This is a genomic window from Macrococcoides caseolyticum (assembly GCF_002902665.1).
GTDB classification, from domain to species: domain Bacteria; phylum Bacillota; class Bacilli; order Staphylococcales; family Staphylococcaceae; genus Macrococcoides; species Macrococcoides caseolyticum.
The window spans coordinates 1-19,466 of sequence record NZ_PPRM01000032.1 but is presented as its reverse complement, the minus strand read 5'-3'; the positions used below and the strand labels follow the sequence as shown (position 1 = coordinate 19,466).

The window sequence follows — 19,466 nt, the reverse complement described above, 5'->3', positions numbered from 1 at the left end:
TTGTTTTTAGAGTTAATCTGTTTATGCGAGGCAAAGTGATTTATTATTCATAAGATTAAGCTTAAAATTTAAAGGAATCAAAGGAGGTAATTTTATGGAATTGGATACTATTGCAAGTATTTCAACACCTATGGGTGAAGGTGCGATTGCGATTGTCCGTCTATCAGGTAACGATGCCATATCGATTGCGGATAAATTATATAAAGGCAAGCATCAATTAAGTGACGTTGCATCACATACGATTAATTACGGGCATATTATAGACCCAGCATCGAATGAAATTATCGAAGAGGTGATGGTCGCAGTGATGCGAGCACCAAGAACATATACGCGTGAGGATATCGTGGAAATTAATTGTCATGGCGGAATTATGACGGTTAATCGTGTACTTGAACTTGCACTTACGAATGGTGCAAGACTTGCTGAACCGGGTGAATTTACAAAACGTGCTTTCTTAAACGGAAGAATTGATTTATCTCAAGCTGAAGCGACGATGGATTTTATTCGTTCTAAAACAGACCGAGCAAGTCGTGTTGCAATGCAGCAGATCGAAGGACGTTTAAGTGTACTGATTAAAGGTTTAAGACAATCTATCCTTGAAATATTAGCGCAAGTAGAAGTGAATATCGACTATCCTGAATATGATGATGTTGAAGAAGCTACTAATACATTTTTAATGGAAGAAGCGCGTAAGATCGAAGGAAGTATTACGAATCTTTTACAAACAGCTAATCAAGGTAAAATTTTAAGAGAAGGGTTATCTACAGTAATTGTTGGTAAACCAAATGTCGGAAAAAGTTCAATGCTGAACAATTTGATTCAAGATAATAAAGCTATCGTTACAGAAATTGCAGGAACGACTCGTGACGTGCTGGAAGAGTACGTGAACGTGCGCGGCGTGCCATTAAGACTTGTGGATACAGCGGGTATACGTGAAACAGAGGATATTGTAGAAAAAATCGGTGTAGAACGAAGTAGAGAAGCGCTTAAGAAAGCAGATTTAATATTGTATGTATTAAATAATAATGAAATTTTAACAGAGGAAGATTATAAGTTAGCAGAAATAATAAAAAATGAAGATGTAATCGTGATTATTAACAAGACCGATTTAGAAACTAAATTAGATTTAGAAGAAGTTAAAACGATGGTAGGGAATGCGCCAATTGTTAGAACTTCGATGCTGTCACAACAAGGAATTGAAGAACTCGAAGAACAGATTCGTACGTTATTTTTTGCTGGAGAAGTGTCAAATCAAGATATGACATATGTATCAAATGCAAGACATATCAGTCTGCTTAAAAGTGCGAAAACTTCGATTGGTGATGCGATATCTGCAGCAGAATTAGGTGTGCCGGTTGATATGATTCAAATCGACTTGATAAAAACATGGGAATTACTTGGTGAAGTTATTGGAGAGTCTGTCGATGATGGGCTTATTGATCAACTCTTTAGCCAGTTCTGTCTCGGAAAATAAGGAGGAAAAATTTTGGAACAAAAATATGATGTAATTGTTGTTGGTGCTGGACATGCAGGTGTAGAAGCGGGACTTGCAAGTGCAAGAAAAGGTGCGAAAACACTGATGCTGACAATAAATCTGGATTCTGTCGCATTTATGCCTTGTAATCCATCGGTTGGTGGACCGGCGAAAGGTATTGTTGTACGTGAAATAGACGCTTTAGGCGGACAGATGGCTAAAACAATCGATAAGACGCATATTCAAATGCGTATGCTCAATACTGGGAAAGGTCCGGCAGTTCGTGCATTACGTGCTCAAGCGGATAAAGTTTTGTATCAGCAAGAAATGAAATCTGTTATAGAAGCTCAAGACAACCTGGACATTATGCAAGGCATGGTGGAACGTTTAATTATTGAGGATGGAAAAGTACTTGGTGTAGAAACGGTTATAGGGACTACATATTTAGCAGACGCTGTTGTATTAACGACAGGAACATTTTTACGTGGAGAAATCATACTTGGAAATATTAAATATTCTTCAGGTCCTAACCATCAGATGCCTTCTATAAAATTAGCTGATCATCTTCGCGAGATTGGGTTTGATATCGTTAGATTCAAAACAGGTACACCGCCACGTGTAAATAGTGACTCTATTGATTATAGCAAAACTGAAATTCAACCAGGTGATGATCTACCACGTGCATTTAGTTACGAAACGACAGAATTTATCATGGATCAATTACCATGCTGGTTGACTTATACTAATGGGGAAACACATCAAGTTATCGATGATAATCTTCATCTATCAGCAATGTACTCGGGTATGATTAAAGGCACAGGACCAAGATATTGTCCTTCAATTGAAGATAAGTTTGTCAGATTTAACGATAAACCAAGACATCAAATCTTCTTAGAACCGGAAGGAAGAAATACTAAAGAAGTCTATGTTCAAGGACTTTCTACAAGTTTACCGGAACATGTGCAATTGCAAATGTTAAAGACGATACCTGGTTTAGAGAAGGCAGATATGATGCGTGCTGGGTATGCTATCGAGTATGATGCGATTGTACCAACACAACTTTGGCCGACACTAGAAACAAAGAAAATTCAAGGACTTTATACTGCAGGTCAGATAAATGGTACAAGTGGTTATGAAGAGGCCGCAGGACAAGGACTTATGGCAGGTATTAATGCTGCAGCAAAAGTTCTGGGACATGATGAATTAATATTAGGTCGTCATGAAGCATATATTGGCGTACTCATAGATGATCTTGTAACAAAAGGAACGAACGAACCTTATCGTTTACTGACAAGCCGTGCTGAGCACCGTCTGTTACTGCGTCATGATAATGCAGATTTAAGACTCACAGAAATTGGCTATAACGCAGGACTTATTGATGAGTTTAGATATAGTAGATTCAATAATAAAAAAGCTGCTATTTCCGAGGAAATAAACCGTTTATCTCAAATCAGAATTAAGCCAAACGAAAAGACTCAAAGTATGATTGAATCACGTGGAGGAACGCCGTTAAAAGATGGTATACTTGCGATTGATTTATTAAGAAGACCTGAAATGGATTATGCTTCAGTCGTTGCTTTAATCGAAGAACAAGGAATGATTGATGAATCTGTACAAGAACAAGTAGAAATTCAGACGAAGTATGAAGGATATATTCAAAAATCATTACAACAAGTAGAAAAAGTAAAACGTATGGAAAATAAAAAAATTCCTGAAAATATTGATTATGATGATATTCACAGTCTGGCAACTGAAGCACGTGAAAAGTTAAAAGAAGTGAAACCATTAAGTATTGCACAGGCATCACGTATTTCAGGCGTAAATCCAGCAGATATTTCAATTTTATTAATCTATATTGAGCAAGGAAAAATAAAAAGGGTGAATTAGATGAATGAGATGAAATTTTTACAACATTTAAAAGAAAAAGGTTTCGAACTCACAGACGAACAACAAAAACAATTTGCAATTTACTATGAAACTTTAGTAGAGTGGAATGAGAAAATTAATTTGACAGCTGTAACAGAAAAAGAAGAGGTATATTTGAAGCATTTCTTTGATTCTATTACACCAAGTTTCTATTTTGATTTCAATAAAGTAAAATCTATTTGTGATGTGGGTGCTGGTGCAGGATTTCCTAGTATTCCATTAAAGATATTATATCCACATTTAGAAATTACAATCGTTGATTCCCTAAATAAAAGAATCAACTTCCTTAATCATTTAAGCGCAGAACTTAATTTAACAAACTGCCATTTTGTACATGACCGAGCAGAAACGTTTGGTAAAGGCGAGTACAGAGAAAGTTTTGATGTGGTTACAGCAAGAGCGGTTGCGAGATTATCTGTATTAAGTGAGCTTTGTTTACCACTTGTGAAAAAAGGTGGTCATTTTATTGCGCTTAAAGGTGCACAAGGAGAAATAGAGGTTGAAGAAGGATTGTTTGCGATATCTATATTAGGTGGAGCGGTGGTTGAGAATCATCCATTGACGCTACCTGAAGAAGAAAGTACGCGTTATATACTAGATATTGAGAAAAAAAGACAAACGCCTAAGAAGTATCCGCGTAAACCAGGGACGCCAAACAAAGAACCATTACTAAAATAATTATTTGAATTGAAAGTGAGTCGATTGTTATGAAAAAACCTTTTTCAAAATTATTTGGGCTGAAAGAAAAGGAAGAAGATGTAGAAGTAGCGCGCCAAAATGGTAATGTTGTAAAAGTTTCTGTCGAACGCATCGTACCGAATCGTTATCAACCACGACAAGTCTTTGATGAAGAAAAAATCAAAGAGTTGGCTGAATCTATTCGTTCATATGGATTACTTCAACCTATCGTCGTTCGTCCAATCGAAGAAGAAATGTATGAGATTATTGCTGGAGAACGACGTTTTAGAGCACTTAAGATGAATAATACAGCTGAAACAGAAGTCATCGTTAAGCAGATGAATGATAAAGAAACTGCTGCAATTGCATTAATTGAAAATATTCAAAGAGAAAATTTATCAGCTGTAGAAGAAGCAGAAGCTTATAAAAAATTACTGGATTTAGATGGAATTACACAGAACGATCTTGCAACGAGCCTCGGCAAAAGTCAGTCATTTATTGCTAATAAGCTCAGATTACTTAGATTATCTCAACCGATACTAGATGCATTAAGCAAGCATCAAATTACAGAAAGACATGCCAGAAGCTTGCTTGCTTTAGGTGAAGCAGCCCAGTTGCAGATGCTAAACATCATAAAAAGTCAGAACTTAAATGTAAAACAGACAGAAGAACGTGTGAAACGTATGCTCTCTGGAGAAGAAGTGAAGCCTAAGAGAATCGGTTTTACTCGTGATATAAAGCTCGCATTTAATACAATCGGGGAAAGTTTGAAGGCTGTAGAAAAAAGCGGCGTTAAAGTAAAGCGAAAAGATACGGAATATGAAAACTTTTATGAAATTTCGATAAAAGTATTTAAAACAGATAAATAGAATCATCGTCCCTGCATAGAGATTGCAGGGTTTTTTCGTTGAGGACTTTATGGTCTGTACTTTTATTGTTTGTGCAATATAGAGCTAAAATTGATATAATCGATATTATATGAAATGACGATTAGGAGAGAGTATTCATGACAAAAATTTTGGCGATTGCCAATCAAAAAGGTGGCGTGGGTAAGACAACTACGTCAGTAAATTTAAGTGCGGCACTTAGTGAACTTGGTAAGAAAGTCCTACTGGTCGATACAGATCCTCAAGGAAATGCAACAAGTGGTGTAGGAATTGATAAGAATAATGTGACGAATTCAGTTTATGATATGCTTGTAGAAGATACCGATATTAATAAGTGTGTATTGGAAACAGCGCAGGAAAATCTTTATATTATCCCGGCAAATATCGCTCTGGCTGGTGCAGAGATTGAACTTGTGTCAGCTATGAGCAGGGAAGTTCGACTTAAATATGCTTTTAAAGAGCTAAATGAGGATTTTGATTATATTATTATTGATTGTCCACCGTCTCTCGGACTACTTACAATCAATTCCTTTACTGCAGCAAGTGGTATTATTATCCCTGTACAGTGTGAGTATTATGCACTTGAAGGCTTGAGTCAGCTATTGAATACAATCAAGCTTGTACAACGACATCTTAATCAGTCGCTTGTAATTGAAGGTGTATTACTTACAATGTTCGATGCACGTACAAATTTAGGTAATGACGTTATCGCAGAAGTGAAAGCACATTTTGAAGATAAAGTATATGAAACAATTATTCCGAGAAATGTACGTTTATCTGAAGCACCTTCTCACGGACAACCGATTAATGTATATGATGCGCGTTCTACGGGAGCTAAGACATATAAAAGCTTAGCTGAGGAGGTAATTAATAATGGCTAGAGGTTTAGGGAAAGGCCTTGGTAGAGGTCTCGATGTATTATTTCAAGAAAATGGTCAGGATGAAATTATTGAAGAGCTGAATGTTGCAGAATTACGTGCAAATCCATATCAGCCAAGAATAGAGTTTGATGAAGCAGCGTTAGAAGAATTAAGTGAGTCGATTAAACTTCATGGAGTACTGCAGCCGATTGTTGTAAGAAAATCAGTTAAAGGTTATGACATAGTGGTTGGTGAACGTCGCTTTAGAGCGAGTAAGATGGCAGGTAAAAATAAAATTCCTGCGATTGTTAAGACGCTTACAGACCAACAGATGATGGAGCTTGCAATTATTGAGAACTTACAACGTGAAGATCTTAATCCACTAGAAGAAGCAAAAAGTTATGCAACACTAATGAAACATTTGAATTTAACACAAGCAGAAGCAGCAGATAGACTTGGGAAATCTCGCTCTTACATTGCGAACTTATTGAGATTATTAAATTTACCACAAGAAGTAAAGATGATGATTAATCAAAAAGAAATTTCAGGAGGCCATGGACGTACTTTACTGGGATTAAAAAATGAAGAAGACATAATTAAAGTGGCACACAAAGTTGTTCAAGAGGCGATGAGTGTACGCGCTTTAGAAGATTTTATTAAAGTCATGAACCAAGAAGAATTAGAGCCACAAAGTAAAGAAGTTAAAATAAAGCAAAAGCCAAAGTTTCTTGTGAAACATGAAGAATCATTGAAACAGAACCTAGGTACTAAAGTAGAAATATCTAAATCACGCAAAAAAGGAAAAATTTCAATTGAATTCACTTCTGAAGAGGAGTTTAATCGTTTGATCCATTTGCTTGAAAATGTGGGTGAATAGATGGATAAATTAGTATATTTCTTTAAGCAATTAATTAAACCTTATATGAATCCTGAATTCTGGGCTGGAGTAGGTGCAAATATATTCTGGGCATTAGTGCTATTAGTTTTTGGACTGTTCTTAATTAAATTTATTCATAAAATGATCGAACAATTTTTTTACGTACGTCGAAGAACAAATTTATCTCATTCTGAAAAAAGGGATACGACGTTGGTCAAATTGTTACAGAATATAGCCTCCTATGTGACATGGTTTATCATTATCACTACTATCTTAAGTAATTTTGGTGTCAAAGTTGAAAGTATTATTGCAGGGGCAGGGGTAGCCGGTATTGCAATTGGTTTTGGCGCACAAACTTTAGTGAAAGATATTATCACTGGTTTCTTTATTATCTTTGAGAATCAGTTTGACGTAGGAGACTACGTTAAGATCAATACAACAGGAACAACTGTAGCGGAAGGTACGGTACAATCAATTGGATTACGTTCGACAAGAATTCGAGCATTTACAGGAGAACTTACGATACTGCCAAACGGTACAATGAATGAAATCGTCAATTTTTCTGTAAATAATTCACTTGCAGTATTTGATATTACAGTTTCAAGTGAAGAAAACCTAGAAGATGTTGAAGCATTGATTAAACCTTATCTAGAAACTTTGATGGATAAGTACGATGATTTGATTAAATCTCCAGAAATACTAGGTGTTGAAGCAGTGTCAGCTGGAGAAGCGAAGATTAAAATTTCAGCAGAAACGTTACCAAATCATCATGTAAAAGTTTCACGTATGTTAAGACGTGATTTGAAAGACTATCTGGATAGTAATGGAGTAAAAGTACCAATGCCTCGAATGATTATGTATAATCAACCAGATAAAAAGGGTGGATAGTATGGATAAAACGTATGATTTAAATGATATAGTTGAGATGAAAAAACCCCATGCATGTGGCGAAAAGGATTTTAAAATTATTCGTTTAGGCGCAGATATTAGAATTAAATGTACAGGTTGTGGCCGTAGTATCATGCTACCTAGACAAGAGTTCAACAAAAAAATAAAAAAAATAACGCATCATGCGTAAGTAAGAGGAGATAATATTATGGCATTAACAGCAGGAATCGTTGGTTTACCGAATGTAGGAAAATCAACTTTATTTAACGCAATTACGAAAGCAGGAGCTCTGGCTGCAAACTATCCGTTTGCGACAATTGATCCGAATGTAGGAATTGTAGAAGTTCCAGATCACCGTTTGAATAAACTAACTGAACTTGTAGAACCTAAGAAAACTGTTCCGACAGCATTTGAATTTACGGATATTGCAGGCATCGTTAAAGGTGCCTCTAAAGGAGAAGGATTAGGTAACAAGTTCTTATCCCACATCAGAGAAGTGGATGCAATTTGTCAGGTTGTACGTGCTTTTGAGGATGAGAATATTACTCATGTTTCTGGAAAAGTAAATCCAGTTGATGATATTGAAGTTATCAATATGGAACTTGTACTTGCAGACTTAGAGTCAGTTGAGAAACGTTATGCACGCATTCAGAAGATGGCGAAGCAAAAAGATAAAGATGCGATGGCAGAAGAAGCGGTTCTTGCGATTGTTAAAGAAACTTTAGAAGCTGAAAAGCCAGTACGCAGCATTGAATTTTCACCAGAACAGGAAAAGCTTGTTAAAAATATGCATTTATTAACGGCAAAACCGATGCTTTATGTTGCAAATGTTTCTGAAGATGATCTAATCAGTGGAGAAGAGAATGAACATCTACAAGCGATTAAAGCGTATGCTGAAGCTGAAGGTTCTGATGTTATCGTAATTAGTGCGAAGATTGAAGAAGAATTAGCAACACTTGAAGACGAAGATAAAGCAGAGTACTTAGAAGACTTAGGTATTGAAGAGGCGGGACTGGATAAATTGATTCGTGCATCTTATCACTTATTAGGACTTGCAACTTACTTTACAGCAGGTGTTCAAGAAGTTCGTGCATGGACATTCAAAAAAGGTATGACCGCACCACAATGTGCAGGGATTATTCATACGGATTTTGAACGCGGTTTTATCCGTGCAGAAACAGTCAGCTATGATGATCTAATTGAATACAATGGCATGAGCGGAGCTAAAGAAGCAGGTAAAGTACGTTTAGAAGGTAAAGAATATATTATGCAAGACGGAGACGTTGTACATTTCAGATTTAATGTTTAAATTTTACAAGCTGAGGTGAAGGGATGAAACCATTAAAGCGTATTATATACTGCATTAGACTGATTGATAATGATGGTAATGAGCAACCTATATATGATGTAAGTTATCACTATCTTATACAAGTTATAGGAGCAGATGAATCTGTAACACTTGATGATTCTATTTATGAAAACGTTGCTTATCATCCTAGTACATTACGGTATTTAGATGTTTATACGACGGATATGATATATCCAGATGACTATGATTATGGACAGTATCTATATCTAGCTCGAAAAGATAATATACAGCTTTTTTACTCTAAGCAAATAAGGACTTTTAAACTAAGTAATATTTGTTAAATAAATATTACTTAGTTTTTTATTTATATTTGATGAAATAAGTAAACTATGCTATAATTCTCTATTGTGAGTAATGAAAATTATTCCTTGCTTTATAAAATTATAAAGCCGCATAGACCATAAGGAGGTGTAAATGATGAGAAATTACGAAATTATGTATGTCGTACGTCCAAACATTGAAGAAGATGCTAAGAAAGCTTTAATCGAGCGTTTCGAAGAAATTCTTACTTCAAACGGAGCGGAAATCATCGAATCAAAGGATTGGGGTAAACGTCGTTTAGCTTATGAAATCAACGATTTTAAAGAAGGTTTCTACCAAATCGTTCGTGTTAAGTCTACTGACGAAGCTACTAATGAATTCGATCGTTTAGCTAAAATCAACGATGACATTATCCGTCATATCGTTGTTCGCGAAGAAGAAAAATAATAAGATTATGTGGGGGCGATTTATTTGCTTAACCGAGTTGTATTAGTTGGTCGTTTAACTAAAGATCCAGAATACAGAGTCACAACATCAGGTGTGTCAGTCGCTACATTTACTTTAGCAGTAAATAGAACATTTACTAATGCACAAGGAGAACGTCAGGCTGATTTTATCAACTGTGTCGTATTCCGTAAGCAAGCTGAAAATGTTAATAATTTCTTGCATAAAGGTAGTTTAGCTGGGGTTGATGGCAGATTGCAATCACGTAGTTATGATAATCAAGAAGGACGTAAAGTATATGTTACTGAGGTCGTTTGTGATTCAGTTCAATTCCTTGAACCGAAGAACACTAATCAATCTCGTACAAACAGTCCGTCAGATGACTATTCTAGCTATGACCAAGGAAGTTATGGTCAGACACAAGGCCAGAATCAAAACTATCAGTCATCAAACAATCAACAATCAAATACATCAGCACCATCAAATAACCCATTTGCGAATGCAACAGGGCCAATTGATATCAGTGATGATGATTTACCATTTTAATTATTAACCTATAAGTAAGGGAGGCAACAATCATGGCAGGTGGACCAAGAAGAGGCGGTCGTCGTCGTAAAAAAGTTTGTTATTTCACAGCAAACGGTATTACACACATCGACTATAAAGAAGTAGATATGCTTAAAAAATTCATCTCTGAACGTGGTAAAATTTTACCACGTCGTGTAACAGGTACTTCAGCTAAATACCAACGTATGTTAACTGTAGCTATCAAACGTGCACGTCATATGGCTTTATTACCATATGTTAAAGACGAGGCATAAGCGTAATATATAAAGGAGAGACATTTACTGTCTCTCCTCTTTTTTATGTTTTTTCATGTATTCTATCTTCAAAATTTTAAAATTATATTTTTCTGAATTATACTATGAGCTATGCAGCAATTATATTTCAAATTTCTTGGGTTTAACTTAAACGAAGAAATAGATTATGAGTACAAATTGATATATTTAACTTATAAGAATATCATTCATTTTCTAAATTAGTGCATCTGTTGAATCAAATCTTCTATGACAACAGAATCAATCTTATTACATAATATATATTTAGTTCGATACATATGCTCGATAGCTAATTGTGGACTTGAATCATTTATTATATTTTTTACAAATAAATTCATTGGAACAGGCGCATCATTATGAAGGCCGGGTTGATGATAGTTAATATCATATAAGTAGAATCCAAATTTCTCATAGAATGATTCTAACGGACTATTTCCTGCTGCATCTTGCTCACACTCAAGCATAATAGTATTTAATGTAGTGCCATTTTGTTCACATAGTGATTTCATGATGATTTCTGCTTCATTCATTAGTGCACGTGCAACATTTTTACCTCGAGCTTCTTCACTTACAACTAAATATACGATATATCCAATGTTGTACATTACTTCAAGATGAAATGAAACAAACCCTAACAACGTGTCGTTTTCATAGGCGGCAATAAAATGATAACGCTCAAAATTCTGATGTTTGAGATCGAAACTATTATAGAATACATCGATGGGTTCACAAATGGATTCTGGAAACTCTTTTGTATAAAGTGCCATACATTCGTTAAAATAGTGATTGGCTGAATTTAAAGATATTATTTTCATAATCAGGCTCCTGTTCATGTATATATTAGTATTGTAACATGACTAAATGTTAAATACATGTACATAAAAAAAGAAGCCTTAGAGGCTTCTCTAGTTCATATTATAAACGACGGTCTGTTAAATCATCGTTATTATGGTCACGGTCTTTTAAATGCGCGTTAGAATCGTCGATTTCAACTTCTTCTTTGCGTACGTTTTCAGATACATGCTCAGTTTCAGTCACGCGGTTTTTCTTGATTACTAGTTCTTCAGAAACTACGTTGTCTTTTTCGATATTAACGCGTTCTTCAGTCAATGGCACACGGATTGTTTCATCTTCTAAATTGTTATCAAAGTGGTCATCTTCTACTACACGATCTGTAACATTGCGACGCTCGATTGTAACTTCATCATGTGATACTGGTACATCAAATTCTTGACGTTCCTCAACAACATTTTTGTCGATTGTAACTTCACCTGATTGAACTGTATCTTTGTTTACACGTAAACGTTCTTCGTGTAATTGAATTTTTTCATCTTCACCTAAATCATCACGATTGCGGATATCTTCGTCCACTAAGTTTAAACGTTCCTCACGGCTTAATTTGTTGTATTCTTCATTGTTAAAGTTATTCATATCTACTACTTCCTCTCTGTTTTTTAAATTATTTTCACGGTGTTCACTTGAATATTGTGCATCAGAATCAGCATTTGCACTTGCTGCAAAACCTAGACCAGTACGATCATCTTCATTGTTATAGTCTGGAGTAGCTTTAGCATTTAAAGTACTGCTTTCTTCTCTTTCAGTGCTATGACGGTAAGCGTCATTGTCAACGTAAAGTAAGATTTGGCCGCTTTCGATAGCGTTTTCGTATTCAACTTTTTCAGAATCAGTTAAATCTAATTTATCATATACTCGACTTTGTGGGTCTTCACCAGTAAAGAATGCAGCCACTTTGTCACCGAATGTACCTTCTGCATTTTTGTATTGTACATCAGTGTAGTCTAATGCAGAGCCTTCTAATTTGTGTTTAGAAATCACATGAATATCATGCTCTGAAATACCTTCTGCTTTTAATTGATCGATTCTACGTAATAATGTTTCCTCGTTTGAAAATGTTTCTAACTGTCTTTGTTTCATTATTCGTACCTCCAATGTGGTTTATGTACTTTCATGATGTCTTTGTTTTATTGTTATGCTAAATATATACCCGAGCGTTTATAATCTAAACACAAAGCCTTAAAATTCTTCAAAAAAGACTTGACACATAAGTTGCTTTTATATGGAAGAAACTCTATAAAAATATTATAAATTTTTATAAATTATTGTGGAAAATTGAGTGCTTTTTGCATGCTATAACAGCTTTTTAAAGTGATTGATGAAAATAGCGGTTTCAATTTTCTGACTTATTATTAAATATAAAAATAATCTTGCTAAAAGTTAATGATTTTGTTATTATCAAGAACATTAATATTAATTACATACAAATTATACTCATATAAATTAAAGGATATGGCTTTAGAGTTTCTACCGCTTCACCGTAAATGATGCGACTATGAGTAATTAAATAAAGAGGTTTTTTTATTAATTACTCATCTAAATGATTTAGATGAGTTTTTTTGTATAGTATGGGAGGATGACAAGTGGAAAAGTTACAACAACGTGTAAAAGAAGATGGTGTTGTTATTGATGGTGGTATTTTGAAAGTGGATTCATTTCTGAACCATCAAATTGACCCTGAATTAATGTACGAAGTTGGTGAAACGATATACAATAAGTATAAAGATGAGGGAATCACTAAAGTTTTAACCATTGAAGCTTCTGGAATTGCTCCAGCTATAATGACTGCATTAAAGTTTAAAGTACCTTGTCTTTTTGCGAAGAAATCTGTACCAAGTACATTGACTGAAGAAGTGTATCATACGGATATTCATTCTTATACGAAAAATAAGACGAGTCACGTTGTGGTGTCAAAACGATTCTTAAGTGAAAACGACCGAGTAGTTATCATTGATGACTTTTTAGCCAATGGTGAGGCAGCGCTGGGTCTTTATAATCTCGTACAACAAGCAGGAGCAACTTGTGTTGGTGTTGGAATTGTAGTCGAGAAAAGTTTTCAGTCAGGTAAACAGCGTCTGCTTGATGCAGGATTAGATGTAACAAGTTTATGTGAAATTGCTGCGCTTGATAACGGCAAAGTAACGTTAGTGGGAGAGGGCGAACTTTAATGAAGAATTTATTGTTAAGTTTGCAACATCTTCTTGCAATGTATGCCGGAGCAATTATTGTTCCCATTATCGTCGGACATGCATTAGACTTTACTGCACAAGAAACAGCCTATTTAGTTTCTGTCGATATCTTTATGTGTGGTATTGCCACTTTCCTTCAAGTATATAAAGGTATCGGAATTGGATTACCAGTAGTGCTTGGATGCACCTTTACAGCCGTAACCCCCATGATTATGGTAGGTTCAAAACATGGTATAGATGTACTTTACGGATCGCTCTTTGCTTCTGGTATTATTATCGTCCTTATTTCACCTTTCTTTTCATATCTTGTAAAAATATTTCCACCAGTAGTAACAGGTAGCGTCGTAACGATTATTGGGATTACGTTAATGCCAGTAGCGATGAATAATTTAGCGGGCGGTCAAGGAAACAAGGATTATGGTGCACCGATAAATATTCTATTAGGTCTTATCACATTGATCATCATATTGATTATTCATAGATTATCTTCCGGATTTATACGTTCGATTGCAATATTACTTGGTTTAGTCATTGGTACAATAATTGCTTCATTCTTTGGATTAGTAAATATAGGGGCAGTGCATGAATCAAATTGGTTCGAATTACCGAAACCATTCAGATTTGCAGGATTTAAGTTTGAAATAGGTTCTATCCTATTATTTGTTATTGTAGGAATCGTCAGCTTAATCGAATCAACAGGTGTATATTCTGCGCTAAGTGAGATTACAAATACAAAAATAGAGAGAAAAGATATATCTAAAGGTTACCGTGCTGAAGGGATTGCAATTGTATTAGGATCAATCTTTAATGCATTTCCGTATACAGCATACTCACAAAATGTAGGGCTGGTTTCATTATCAGGTGTGAAATCAAATAAAGTTATGTATGGCATGATTGCTTTGTTATTGCTATGTGGATCGATTCCTAAGCTCGGTGCAATTGCGACAATCATCCCTACATCCGTACTTGGAGGTGCAATGATTGCAATGTTTGGTATGGTCATGGCATACGGTGTAAAAATGCTTGGCGCCATTGACTTTACAAGACAAGACAATCTGTTGATTATTGCAGTATCTGTAGGTATTGGATTAGGAATTACAACCGTTCCAGAAGCGTTTAGTAAGTTCGGTAGCGACTATGAATGGTTGACACAAAACGGGATTGTTATCGGTACATTTACTGCCATTATCCTTAATTTATTTTTTAATGGATTAAATGATAAACAAATGCATCAAAATATGAAATAATAGAACTACTAAATTTATAAAAATATTTGGAGGTAAAAGTGATTATGTGGGAAAATAAATTTCAAAAAGAAGGTTTAACATTTGATGATGTGTTATTAGTGCCGGGTCATTCAGAGGTATTACCGCATACTGTCGATCTAAGTGTATCATTATCAGAACGATTAAATTTAAAGATTCCAGTATTATCAGCTGGTATGGATACTGTTACAGAAGCTAAAATGGCTATAGCAATGGCGCGTCAAGGTGGTTTAGGTGTCATTCATAAAAGTATGAGTATTGAGCAGCAGGCTGACGAAGTTCAAAAAGTTAAGCGTTCAGAAAATGGTGTCATTACTAATCCGTTCTATCTGACACCTGATGAACAAGTATTTGCAGCTGAGCATTTAATGGGTAAATATCGTATTTCTGGTGTGCCGATTGTAAACAGTGCAGAAAATATGGAGCTTGTTGGAATTCTCACAAACCGCGACCTTCGTTTTATAGAAGATTACTCAATTAAGATTTCAGATGTTATGACGAGTGAAGAACTCGTAACGGCACCAGTAGGCACTACATTAGAGCAAGCAGAAGAAATATTACAGCGCCACAAAATTGAAAAATTACCAATTGTTAATGAAGCTGGACATCTAAAAGGACTTATCACAATTAAAGATATTGAGAAAGTCATTGAATTTCCTAATGCAGCAAAAGATGAGCATGGACGTTTATTAGTAGCGGCAGCTGTAGGCATCGCAAAAGACACGATTACACGTGCAACAAAACTTGTTGAAGCAGGAACTGACGCGTTGGTCATTGATACTGCCCACGGTCATTCTAAAGGTGTATTAGAAATGGTTACTGAACTTAAGAAACATTTCCCTGAAGTGACATTAATTGCTGGTAATGTAGCCACAGCAGAAGGCACACGTGCATTGATTGAAGCAGGAGCGGATGTTGTTAAAGTGGGAATTGGACCAGGTTCAATTTGTACAACACGTGTTGTAGCAGGTGTCGGAGTGCCTCAAATTACTGCAATTTACGAGGCAGCGACAGAAGCTAAAAAGCATGGTAAAGCAATCATTGCAGATGGTGGTATCAAATTCTCAGGTGACATCGCAAAAGCGTTAGCTGCAGGAGGACATGCAGTAATGTTAGGTTCATTACTTGCAGGTACAACTGAATCACCTGGAGATACAGAAATCTTCCAAGGACGTCAGTACAAAGTATATCGTGGTATGGGTTCACTTGGAGCTATGGAGAAAGGTTCAAAAGACCGTTACTTCCAGGAAGATAAAGATGCTAAGAAATTTGTTCCAGAAGGTATTGAAGGTCGTATTGCTTACAAAGGTGCATTGCAAGATACAGTGTATCAGCTAATGGGTGGTTTAAGAAGCGGTATGGGTTATACAGGTTCTAAAGACTTAGAAGCATTACGTGAAGAAGCAATGTTTATTCGCATGACAGGTGCAGGTTTAATAGAGAGCCATCCACATGATGTTCAAATTACAAAAGAATCGCCGAACTACTCAATGTAATAATATCTTCTAACAGCAAATTACTTTATAATAAACTTAACTTAACTAAAAGGAGAACAAATTATGGAAATGGCATTTGAACAAGAGCTCATACTCGTTCTTGATTTTGGAAGTCAGTATAACCAGTTAATCACACGACGTATTCGTGAGATGGGTGTTTATTCAGAACTTCACGATCATGAAATTTCAATTGAAGAGATTAAAAAGATGAATCCTAAAGGAATCATTCTTTCAGGGGGACCAAACTCAGTTTATGAAGAAGGTTCGTTTACGGTAGATCCTGAAATCTTTAATTTAGGAGTACCTGTAATGGGGATTTGCTATGGTATGCAATTAATGACGAAATTACTAGGAGGTTCAGTAGAGCGTGCAAATGAACGTGAGTACGGTAAAGCAGTCATTAAAGCAGAGACACATTCATTGTTTACAAAACTTCCGGAAGAACAAACAGTATGGATGAGTCATAGCGATAAAGTAATCAACCTGCCTGAAGGTTTTAATGTCATTGCACATTCACCAAGCTGCAAATATGCAGCGATTGAGAATCCTGAACGTAATTTATATGGAGTTCAATTCCATCCTGAAGTACGCCATTCTGAATACGGAAATGATTTATTACGTAACTTCATCCGTGAAATCTGTAAATGTACCGGTGAATGGACAATGGAAAACTTCATCGAAATCGAAATCGAGAAGATTCGCGAAAAAGTTGGAGATAGAAAAGTTATTTGTGCGATGAGTGGTGGCGTAGATTCATCAGTTGTCGCAGTATTAATCCATAAAGCAATCGGCGATCAGTTAACATGTATCTTCGTTGACCATGGTTTACTCCGTAAAGGTGAAGGCGACATGGTTATGAAACAATTCGGTGAAGGTTTCAACATGAATATTATTCGCGTTGACGCTAAAGAACGTTTTATGAGCAAGTTAGCTGGCGTATCAGATCCAGAACAAAAACGTAAAATTATCGGTAATGAGTTCGTATACTTATTCGATGAAGAAGCAGCGAAATTAAAAGATGCTGATTTCCTAGCACAAGGTACACTTTATACAGATATTATTGAATCAGGTACGAAGACTGCACAAACAATTAAATCTCACCATAACGTTGGTGGATTACCTGAAGACATGCAGTTTGAATTAATCGAACCTGTGAATACATTATTCAAAGATGAAGTACGTGCGTTAGGAATTGAATTAGGCATTCCTGAACACTTAGTATGGCGTCAACCATTCCCAGGCCCAGGACTTGGAATTCGTGTATTAGGTGAAATCACTGAAGAGAAATTAGAAATCGTACGTGAATCAGATGCGATTTTAAGAGAAGTGATTGCTGAAGAAGGTCTTGAACGTGACATCTGGCAATACTTCACTGTATTACCTGATATCCGTTCGGTCGGTGTTATGGGAGATTACAGAACATACGACTATACAGTCGGTGTTCGTGCCGTAACAAGTATCGATGGTATGACAAGTGACTTCGCTCGCATCGATTGGGAAGTCCTTCAAAAAGTATCAAGCCGTATCGTAAACGAAGTAGACCATGTTAATCGCGTTGTCTATGACATTACATCTAAGCCACCAAGCACGATTGAGTGGGAATAGAACTATAAAAACAATAAACCCTTTAGCCGCAATGGTTAGAGGGTTGTTTTTGTATATATTAAATTAAAAAATGGGCAGAAAATGGGCAAAGTGTAAGAAAAGTGGTTATTAACTACACATCACTTTTCATTATTCTATTTATAATTTTATCTAATGCTTCTAATTTAATTTTTAGATAGTCCAAACTGTTAGATATGTGTTTGTTATCTTTTTCATTTGTTTCCGAAGGTAAATTTATTAATTTTTGTAAATTATCATAAGAAGAAATTATTTTACCTAACAGCTCATAAAGCTCTTGAACTTCTTTTTTTGACTTACTACTTAGATAGTAAAAGCTAAGGTCATTCATTAAATCATCTAATAGAATCTGACTATCTTTGAGATATTCTATTTGATTTGTAGTGAAAATAATATGATTACCTAAATGCTTTATTAGATTAATAGTAACTATTACATGACTAAGATTAGTGTTATTGATTGATAATATCGCTTTATCAAACACAATATTCTTCTTTAGTTCTGCTTTCTGTTATCATCTTTTCTTTGCAATTCAAATTGTTCTTTTACAGCTTTCAAAGAATATTCACCGGAAACTTTAGCACCCATATAAGCACCACCAAACGTAGCAAATAAACCTATGAATGATACTATTAATATATACCCGTCAAGTGACCCAGGTGGTGAATTAACAAACTTAAAAGCACCACCGAAACCGAATACTAATAAAGTAAGAACTATAAAGATTACTGTAATTAACCAACTGTTATTCCTCACATACTCACCGCTTCTAATTTACTCATCATGTCTTTATCCATCTGTTCAGTAACATGACTGTATATTTGTAATGTTGTTTTATGATCTGTATGTCCTACACGTTCCATAATGGCTTTAAGTGACACACCTAACTGACTTAGTAATGATATATGGCTATGTCTTAGCGTGTGAGTAGTAACGTGTTTATTAATTATCTGATTACCATCTTTATCTTTAATGCCTTCTACTGCTATCTTTATATTACGGTTTACTGATGATAGAGCCATAGGGTTACCATAGTGGTTAGTGAATACAAACCCTCTATCGTTGTAATTGCTATCCCACTGCTTAGCCTTCTTATTCTCTAGTATAGCTTTACGTAATATATCCATGCTTCTTGTAGTGAGTGATATTGTTCTATATGCCACTTTCATTTATCTATTTTATAAAAGTAAAAAGAATTGAATGTCTAAAAATAAGAATAGATAAAATCAGTTTCATATATAAATTATCTAAAAAGGTTTTCTATTGTAATATAAACCACCCGACTATGATTGCAACAATTAATATCAATATAAAAATGCCTAAAGTTTTAGTACTCATACCACCTGTAAAGTCTTGTAAATTAACATTATCTCCACGGTTTAAAGAATCTCTTAAGTTTCCAACCGGATTATCCTTTAATTCTTTTTGTTTCAAATCTTCTCTTAAATCTTTAGGATTATCCATAAACATCCTCCATTTTTCGAATTTTTTGATAATATAAATTTATATAATTTTCAAGAAAAATACTATGATAT

Annotated in this window: 22 protein-coding genes, 1 pseudogene and 1 riboswitch; of the genes and pseudogenes, 17 read left to right on the top strand and 6 right to left on the bottom strand. The window is 35.2% G+C overall.

The annotated features are described in order from the left end of the window. Window positions 1-94 precede the first annotated feature (94 nt). From mnmE to rpsR, 13 genes are all read left to right on the top strand, one after another. Window positions 95-1,474 carry a tRNA uridine-5-carboxymethylaminomethyl(34) synthesis GTPase MnmE gene (gene mnmE, locus CD152_RS05965; RefSeq protein ID WP_086039346.1) on the top strand — a complete coding sequence of 460 codons (1,380 nt, stop codon included), beginning with the start codon at window positions 95-97 and terminating at the stop codon, window positions 1,472-1,474. Window positions 1,475-1,486: 12 nt separating this feature from the next. After that, complete coding sequence (mnmG, locus tag CD152_RS05960; protein WP_015912453.1) at window positions 1,487-3,361, top strand: tRNA uridine-5-carboxymethylaminomethyl(34) synthesis enzyme MnmG; 1,875 nt, start codon at window positions 1,487-1,489, stop codon at window positions 3,359-3,361. Next, the gene (rsmG, locus tag CD152_RS05955; protein ID WP_101040562.1) at window positions 3,362-4,078 is read left to right on the top strand and encodes a 16S rRNA (guanine(527)-N(7))-methyltransferase RsmG; all 717 of its coding nucleotides are present in this window, start codon (window positions 3,362-3,364) and stop codon (window positions 4,076-4,078) included. It begins immediately after the preceding gene. 29 nt (window positions 4,079-4,107) lie between these two features. Next, window positions 4,108-4,947, top strand: a complete 840-nt coding sequence (gene noc, locus CD152_RS05950) for a nucleoid occlusion protein (RefSeq protein ID WP_103214505.1) — start codon at window positions 4,108-4,110, stop codon at window positions 4,945-4,947. Between the two features lie 137 nt (window positions 4,948-5,084). Continuing rightward, window positions 5,085-5,846, top strand: coding sequence for a ParA family protein (locus CD152_RS05945; protein WP_101141208.1), 762 nt, complete (start codon window positions 5,085-5,087; stop codon window positions 5,844-5,846). Next, complete coding sequence (locus CD152_RS05940; RefSeq protein WP_103214504.1) at window positions 5,839-6,702, top strand: ParB/RepB/Spo0J family partition protein; 864 nt, start codon at window positions 5,839-5,841, stop codon at window positions 6,700-6,702. Before CD152_RS05945 ends, CD152_RS05940 begins: the two co-directional genes overlap by 8 nt. After that, window positions 6,703-7,590 (top strand): mechanosensitive ion channel family protein, encoded by an 888-nt coding sequence (locus CD152_RS05935; protein WP_086039343.1) that lies wholly within the window; start codon window positions 6,703-6,705, stop codon window positions 7,588-7,590. A gap of 1 nt (window position 7,591) precedes the next feature. Continuing rightward, complete coding sequence (locus tag CD152_RS05930) at window positions 7,592-7,780, top strand: DUF951 domain-containing protein (protein WP_086039342.1); 189 nt, start codon at window positions 7,592-7,594, stop codon at window positions 7,778-7,780. An 18-nt stretch (window positions 7,781-7,798) separates the two neighbouring features. Beyond that, window positions 7,799-8,899, top strand: coding sequence for a redox-regulated ATPase YchF (gene ychF, locus CD152_RS05925; protein WP_103214503.1), 1,101 nt, complete (start codon window positions 7,799-7,801; stop codon window positions 8,897-8,899). A gap of 23 nt (window positions 8,900-8,922) precedes the next feature. Then, complete coding sequence (locus CD152_RS05920; protein ID WP_101141212.1) at window positions 8,923-9,240, top strand: hypothetical protein; 318 nt, start codon at window positions 8,923-8,925, stop codon at window positions 9,238-9,240. Window positions 9,241-9,376: 136 nt separating this feature from the next. Further along, a complete protein-coding gene (rpsF, locus tag CD152_RS05915) occupies window positions 9,377-9,667 on the top strand; it encodes a 30S ribosomal protein S6 (RefSeq protein WP_099482228.1) in 291 nt (96 codons plus the stop codon). 24 nt (window positions 9,668-9,691) lie between these two features. Continuing rightward, window positions 9,692-10,210: a single-stranded DNA-binding protein gene (gene ssb, locus CD152_RS05910; RefSeq protein WP_041636241.1), complete on the top strand. Its 519-nt coding sequence runs from the start codon at window positions 9,692-9,694 to the stop codon at window positions 10,208-10,210. Window positions 10,211-10,242: 32 nt separating this feature from the next. Further along, window positions 10,243-10,485, top strand: a complete 243-nt coding sequence (rpsR, locus tag CD152_RS05905) for a 30S ribosomal protein S18 (protein ID WP_041636240.1) — start codon at window positions 10,243-10,245, stop codon at window positions 10,483-10,485. Window positions 10,486-10,703: 218 nt separating this feature from the next. Here rpsR and CD152_RS05900 read toward each other — a convergent pair whose 3' ends face one another. Both CD152_RS05900 and CD152_RS05895 read right to left on the bottom strand, forming a co-directional pair. After that, window positions 10,704-11,318: a GNAT family N-acetyltransferase gene (locus CD152_RS05900; RefSeq protein WP_157821012.1), complete on the bottom strand. Its 615-nt coding sequence runs from the start codon at window positions 11,316-11,318 to the stop codon at window positions 10,704-10,706. Between the two features lie 100 nt (window positions 11,319-11,418). Further along, on the bottom strand, window positions 11,419-12,438 hold the full coding sequence (locus CD152_RS05895; RefSeq protein WP_101141215.1) for a DUF2382 domain-containing protein: 1,020 nt from the start codon (window positions 12,436-12,438) through the stop codon (window positions 11,419-11,421). A gap of 334 nt (window positions 12,439-12,772) precedes the next feature. Beyond that, window positions 12,773-12,874: riboswitch (purine riboswitch) on the top strand. 67 nt (window positions 12,875-12,941) lie between these two features. Here CD152_RS05895 and xpt point away from each other — a divergent pair. The 4 genes from xpt (at window position 12,942) to guaA (ending at window position 17,913) form a co-directional block, all read left to right on the top strand. Next, complete coding sequence (xpt, locus tag CD152_RS05890) at window positions 12,942-13,526, top strand: xanthine phosphoribosyltransferase (RefSeq protein ID WP_015912443.1); 585 nt, start codon at window positions 12,942-12,944, stop codon at window positions 13,524-13,526. Further along, entirely contained in the window at window positions 13,526-14,794 is a 1,269-nt protein-coding gene (locus tag CD152_RS05885; RefSeq protein ID WP_101141217.1) for a nucleobase:cation symporter-2 family protein, read from the top strand. The genes xpt and CD152_RS05885 overlap by 1 nt, the downstream gene beginning before the upstream one ends. A 44-nt stretch (window positions 14,795-14,838) precedes the next feature. Then, entirely contained in the window at window positions 14,839-16,308 is a 1,470-nt protein-coding gene (gene guaB, locus CD152_RS05880) for an IMP dehydrogenase (protein ID WP_103214508.1), read from the top strand. A gap of 63 nt (window positions 16,309-16,371) precedes the next feature. Further along, window positions 16,372-17,913 (top strand): glutamine-hydrolyzing GMP synthase, encoded by a 1,542-nt coding sequence (gene guaA / locus CD152_RS05875; protein ID WP_015912440.1) that lies wholly within the window; start codon window positions 16,372-16,374, stop codon window positions 17,911-17,913. A 112-nt stretch (window positions 17,914-18,025) separates the two neighbouring features. On the opposite strand, the gene CD152_RS05870 is transcribed toward guaA, so the two are convergent. The 4 genes and pseudogenes from CD152_RS05870 to CD152_RS05855 all read right to left on the bottom strand — a co-directional run bounded on the left by CD152_RS05870 (window position 18,026) and on the right by CD152_RS05855 (window position 19,395). Then, window positions 18,026-18,415, bottom strand: a complete 390-nt coding sequence (locus tag CD152_RS05870; protein ID WP_101042027.1) for a hypothetical protein — start codon at window positions 18,413-18,415, stop codon at window positions 18,026-18,028. 11 nt (window positions 18,416-18,426) lie between these two features. Continuing rightward, complete coding sequence (locus CD152_RS05865) at window positions 18,427-18,687, bottom strand: hypothetical protein (protein WP_101042028.1); 261 nt, start codon at window positions 18,685-18,687, stop codon at window positions 18,427-18,429. Continuing rightward, window positions 18,684-19,091: pseudogene (locus tag CD152_RS05860) on the bottom strand (tyrosine-type recombinase/integrase); the annotation flags it as partial. The gene CD152_RS05865 and the pseudogene CD152_RS05860, both read right to left, overlap by 4 nt. Before the next feature lie 100 nt (window positions 19,092-19,191). Further along, window positions 19,192-19,395, bottom strand: coding sequence for a DUF6366 family protein (locus CD152_RS05855; protein ID WP_101042030.1), 204 nt, complete (start codon window positions 19,393-19,395; stop codon window positions 19,192-19,194). Between the last annotated feature and the right edge of the window lie 71 nt (window positions 19,396-19,466).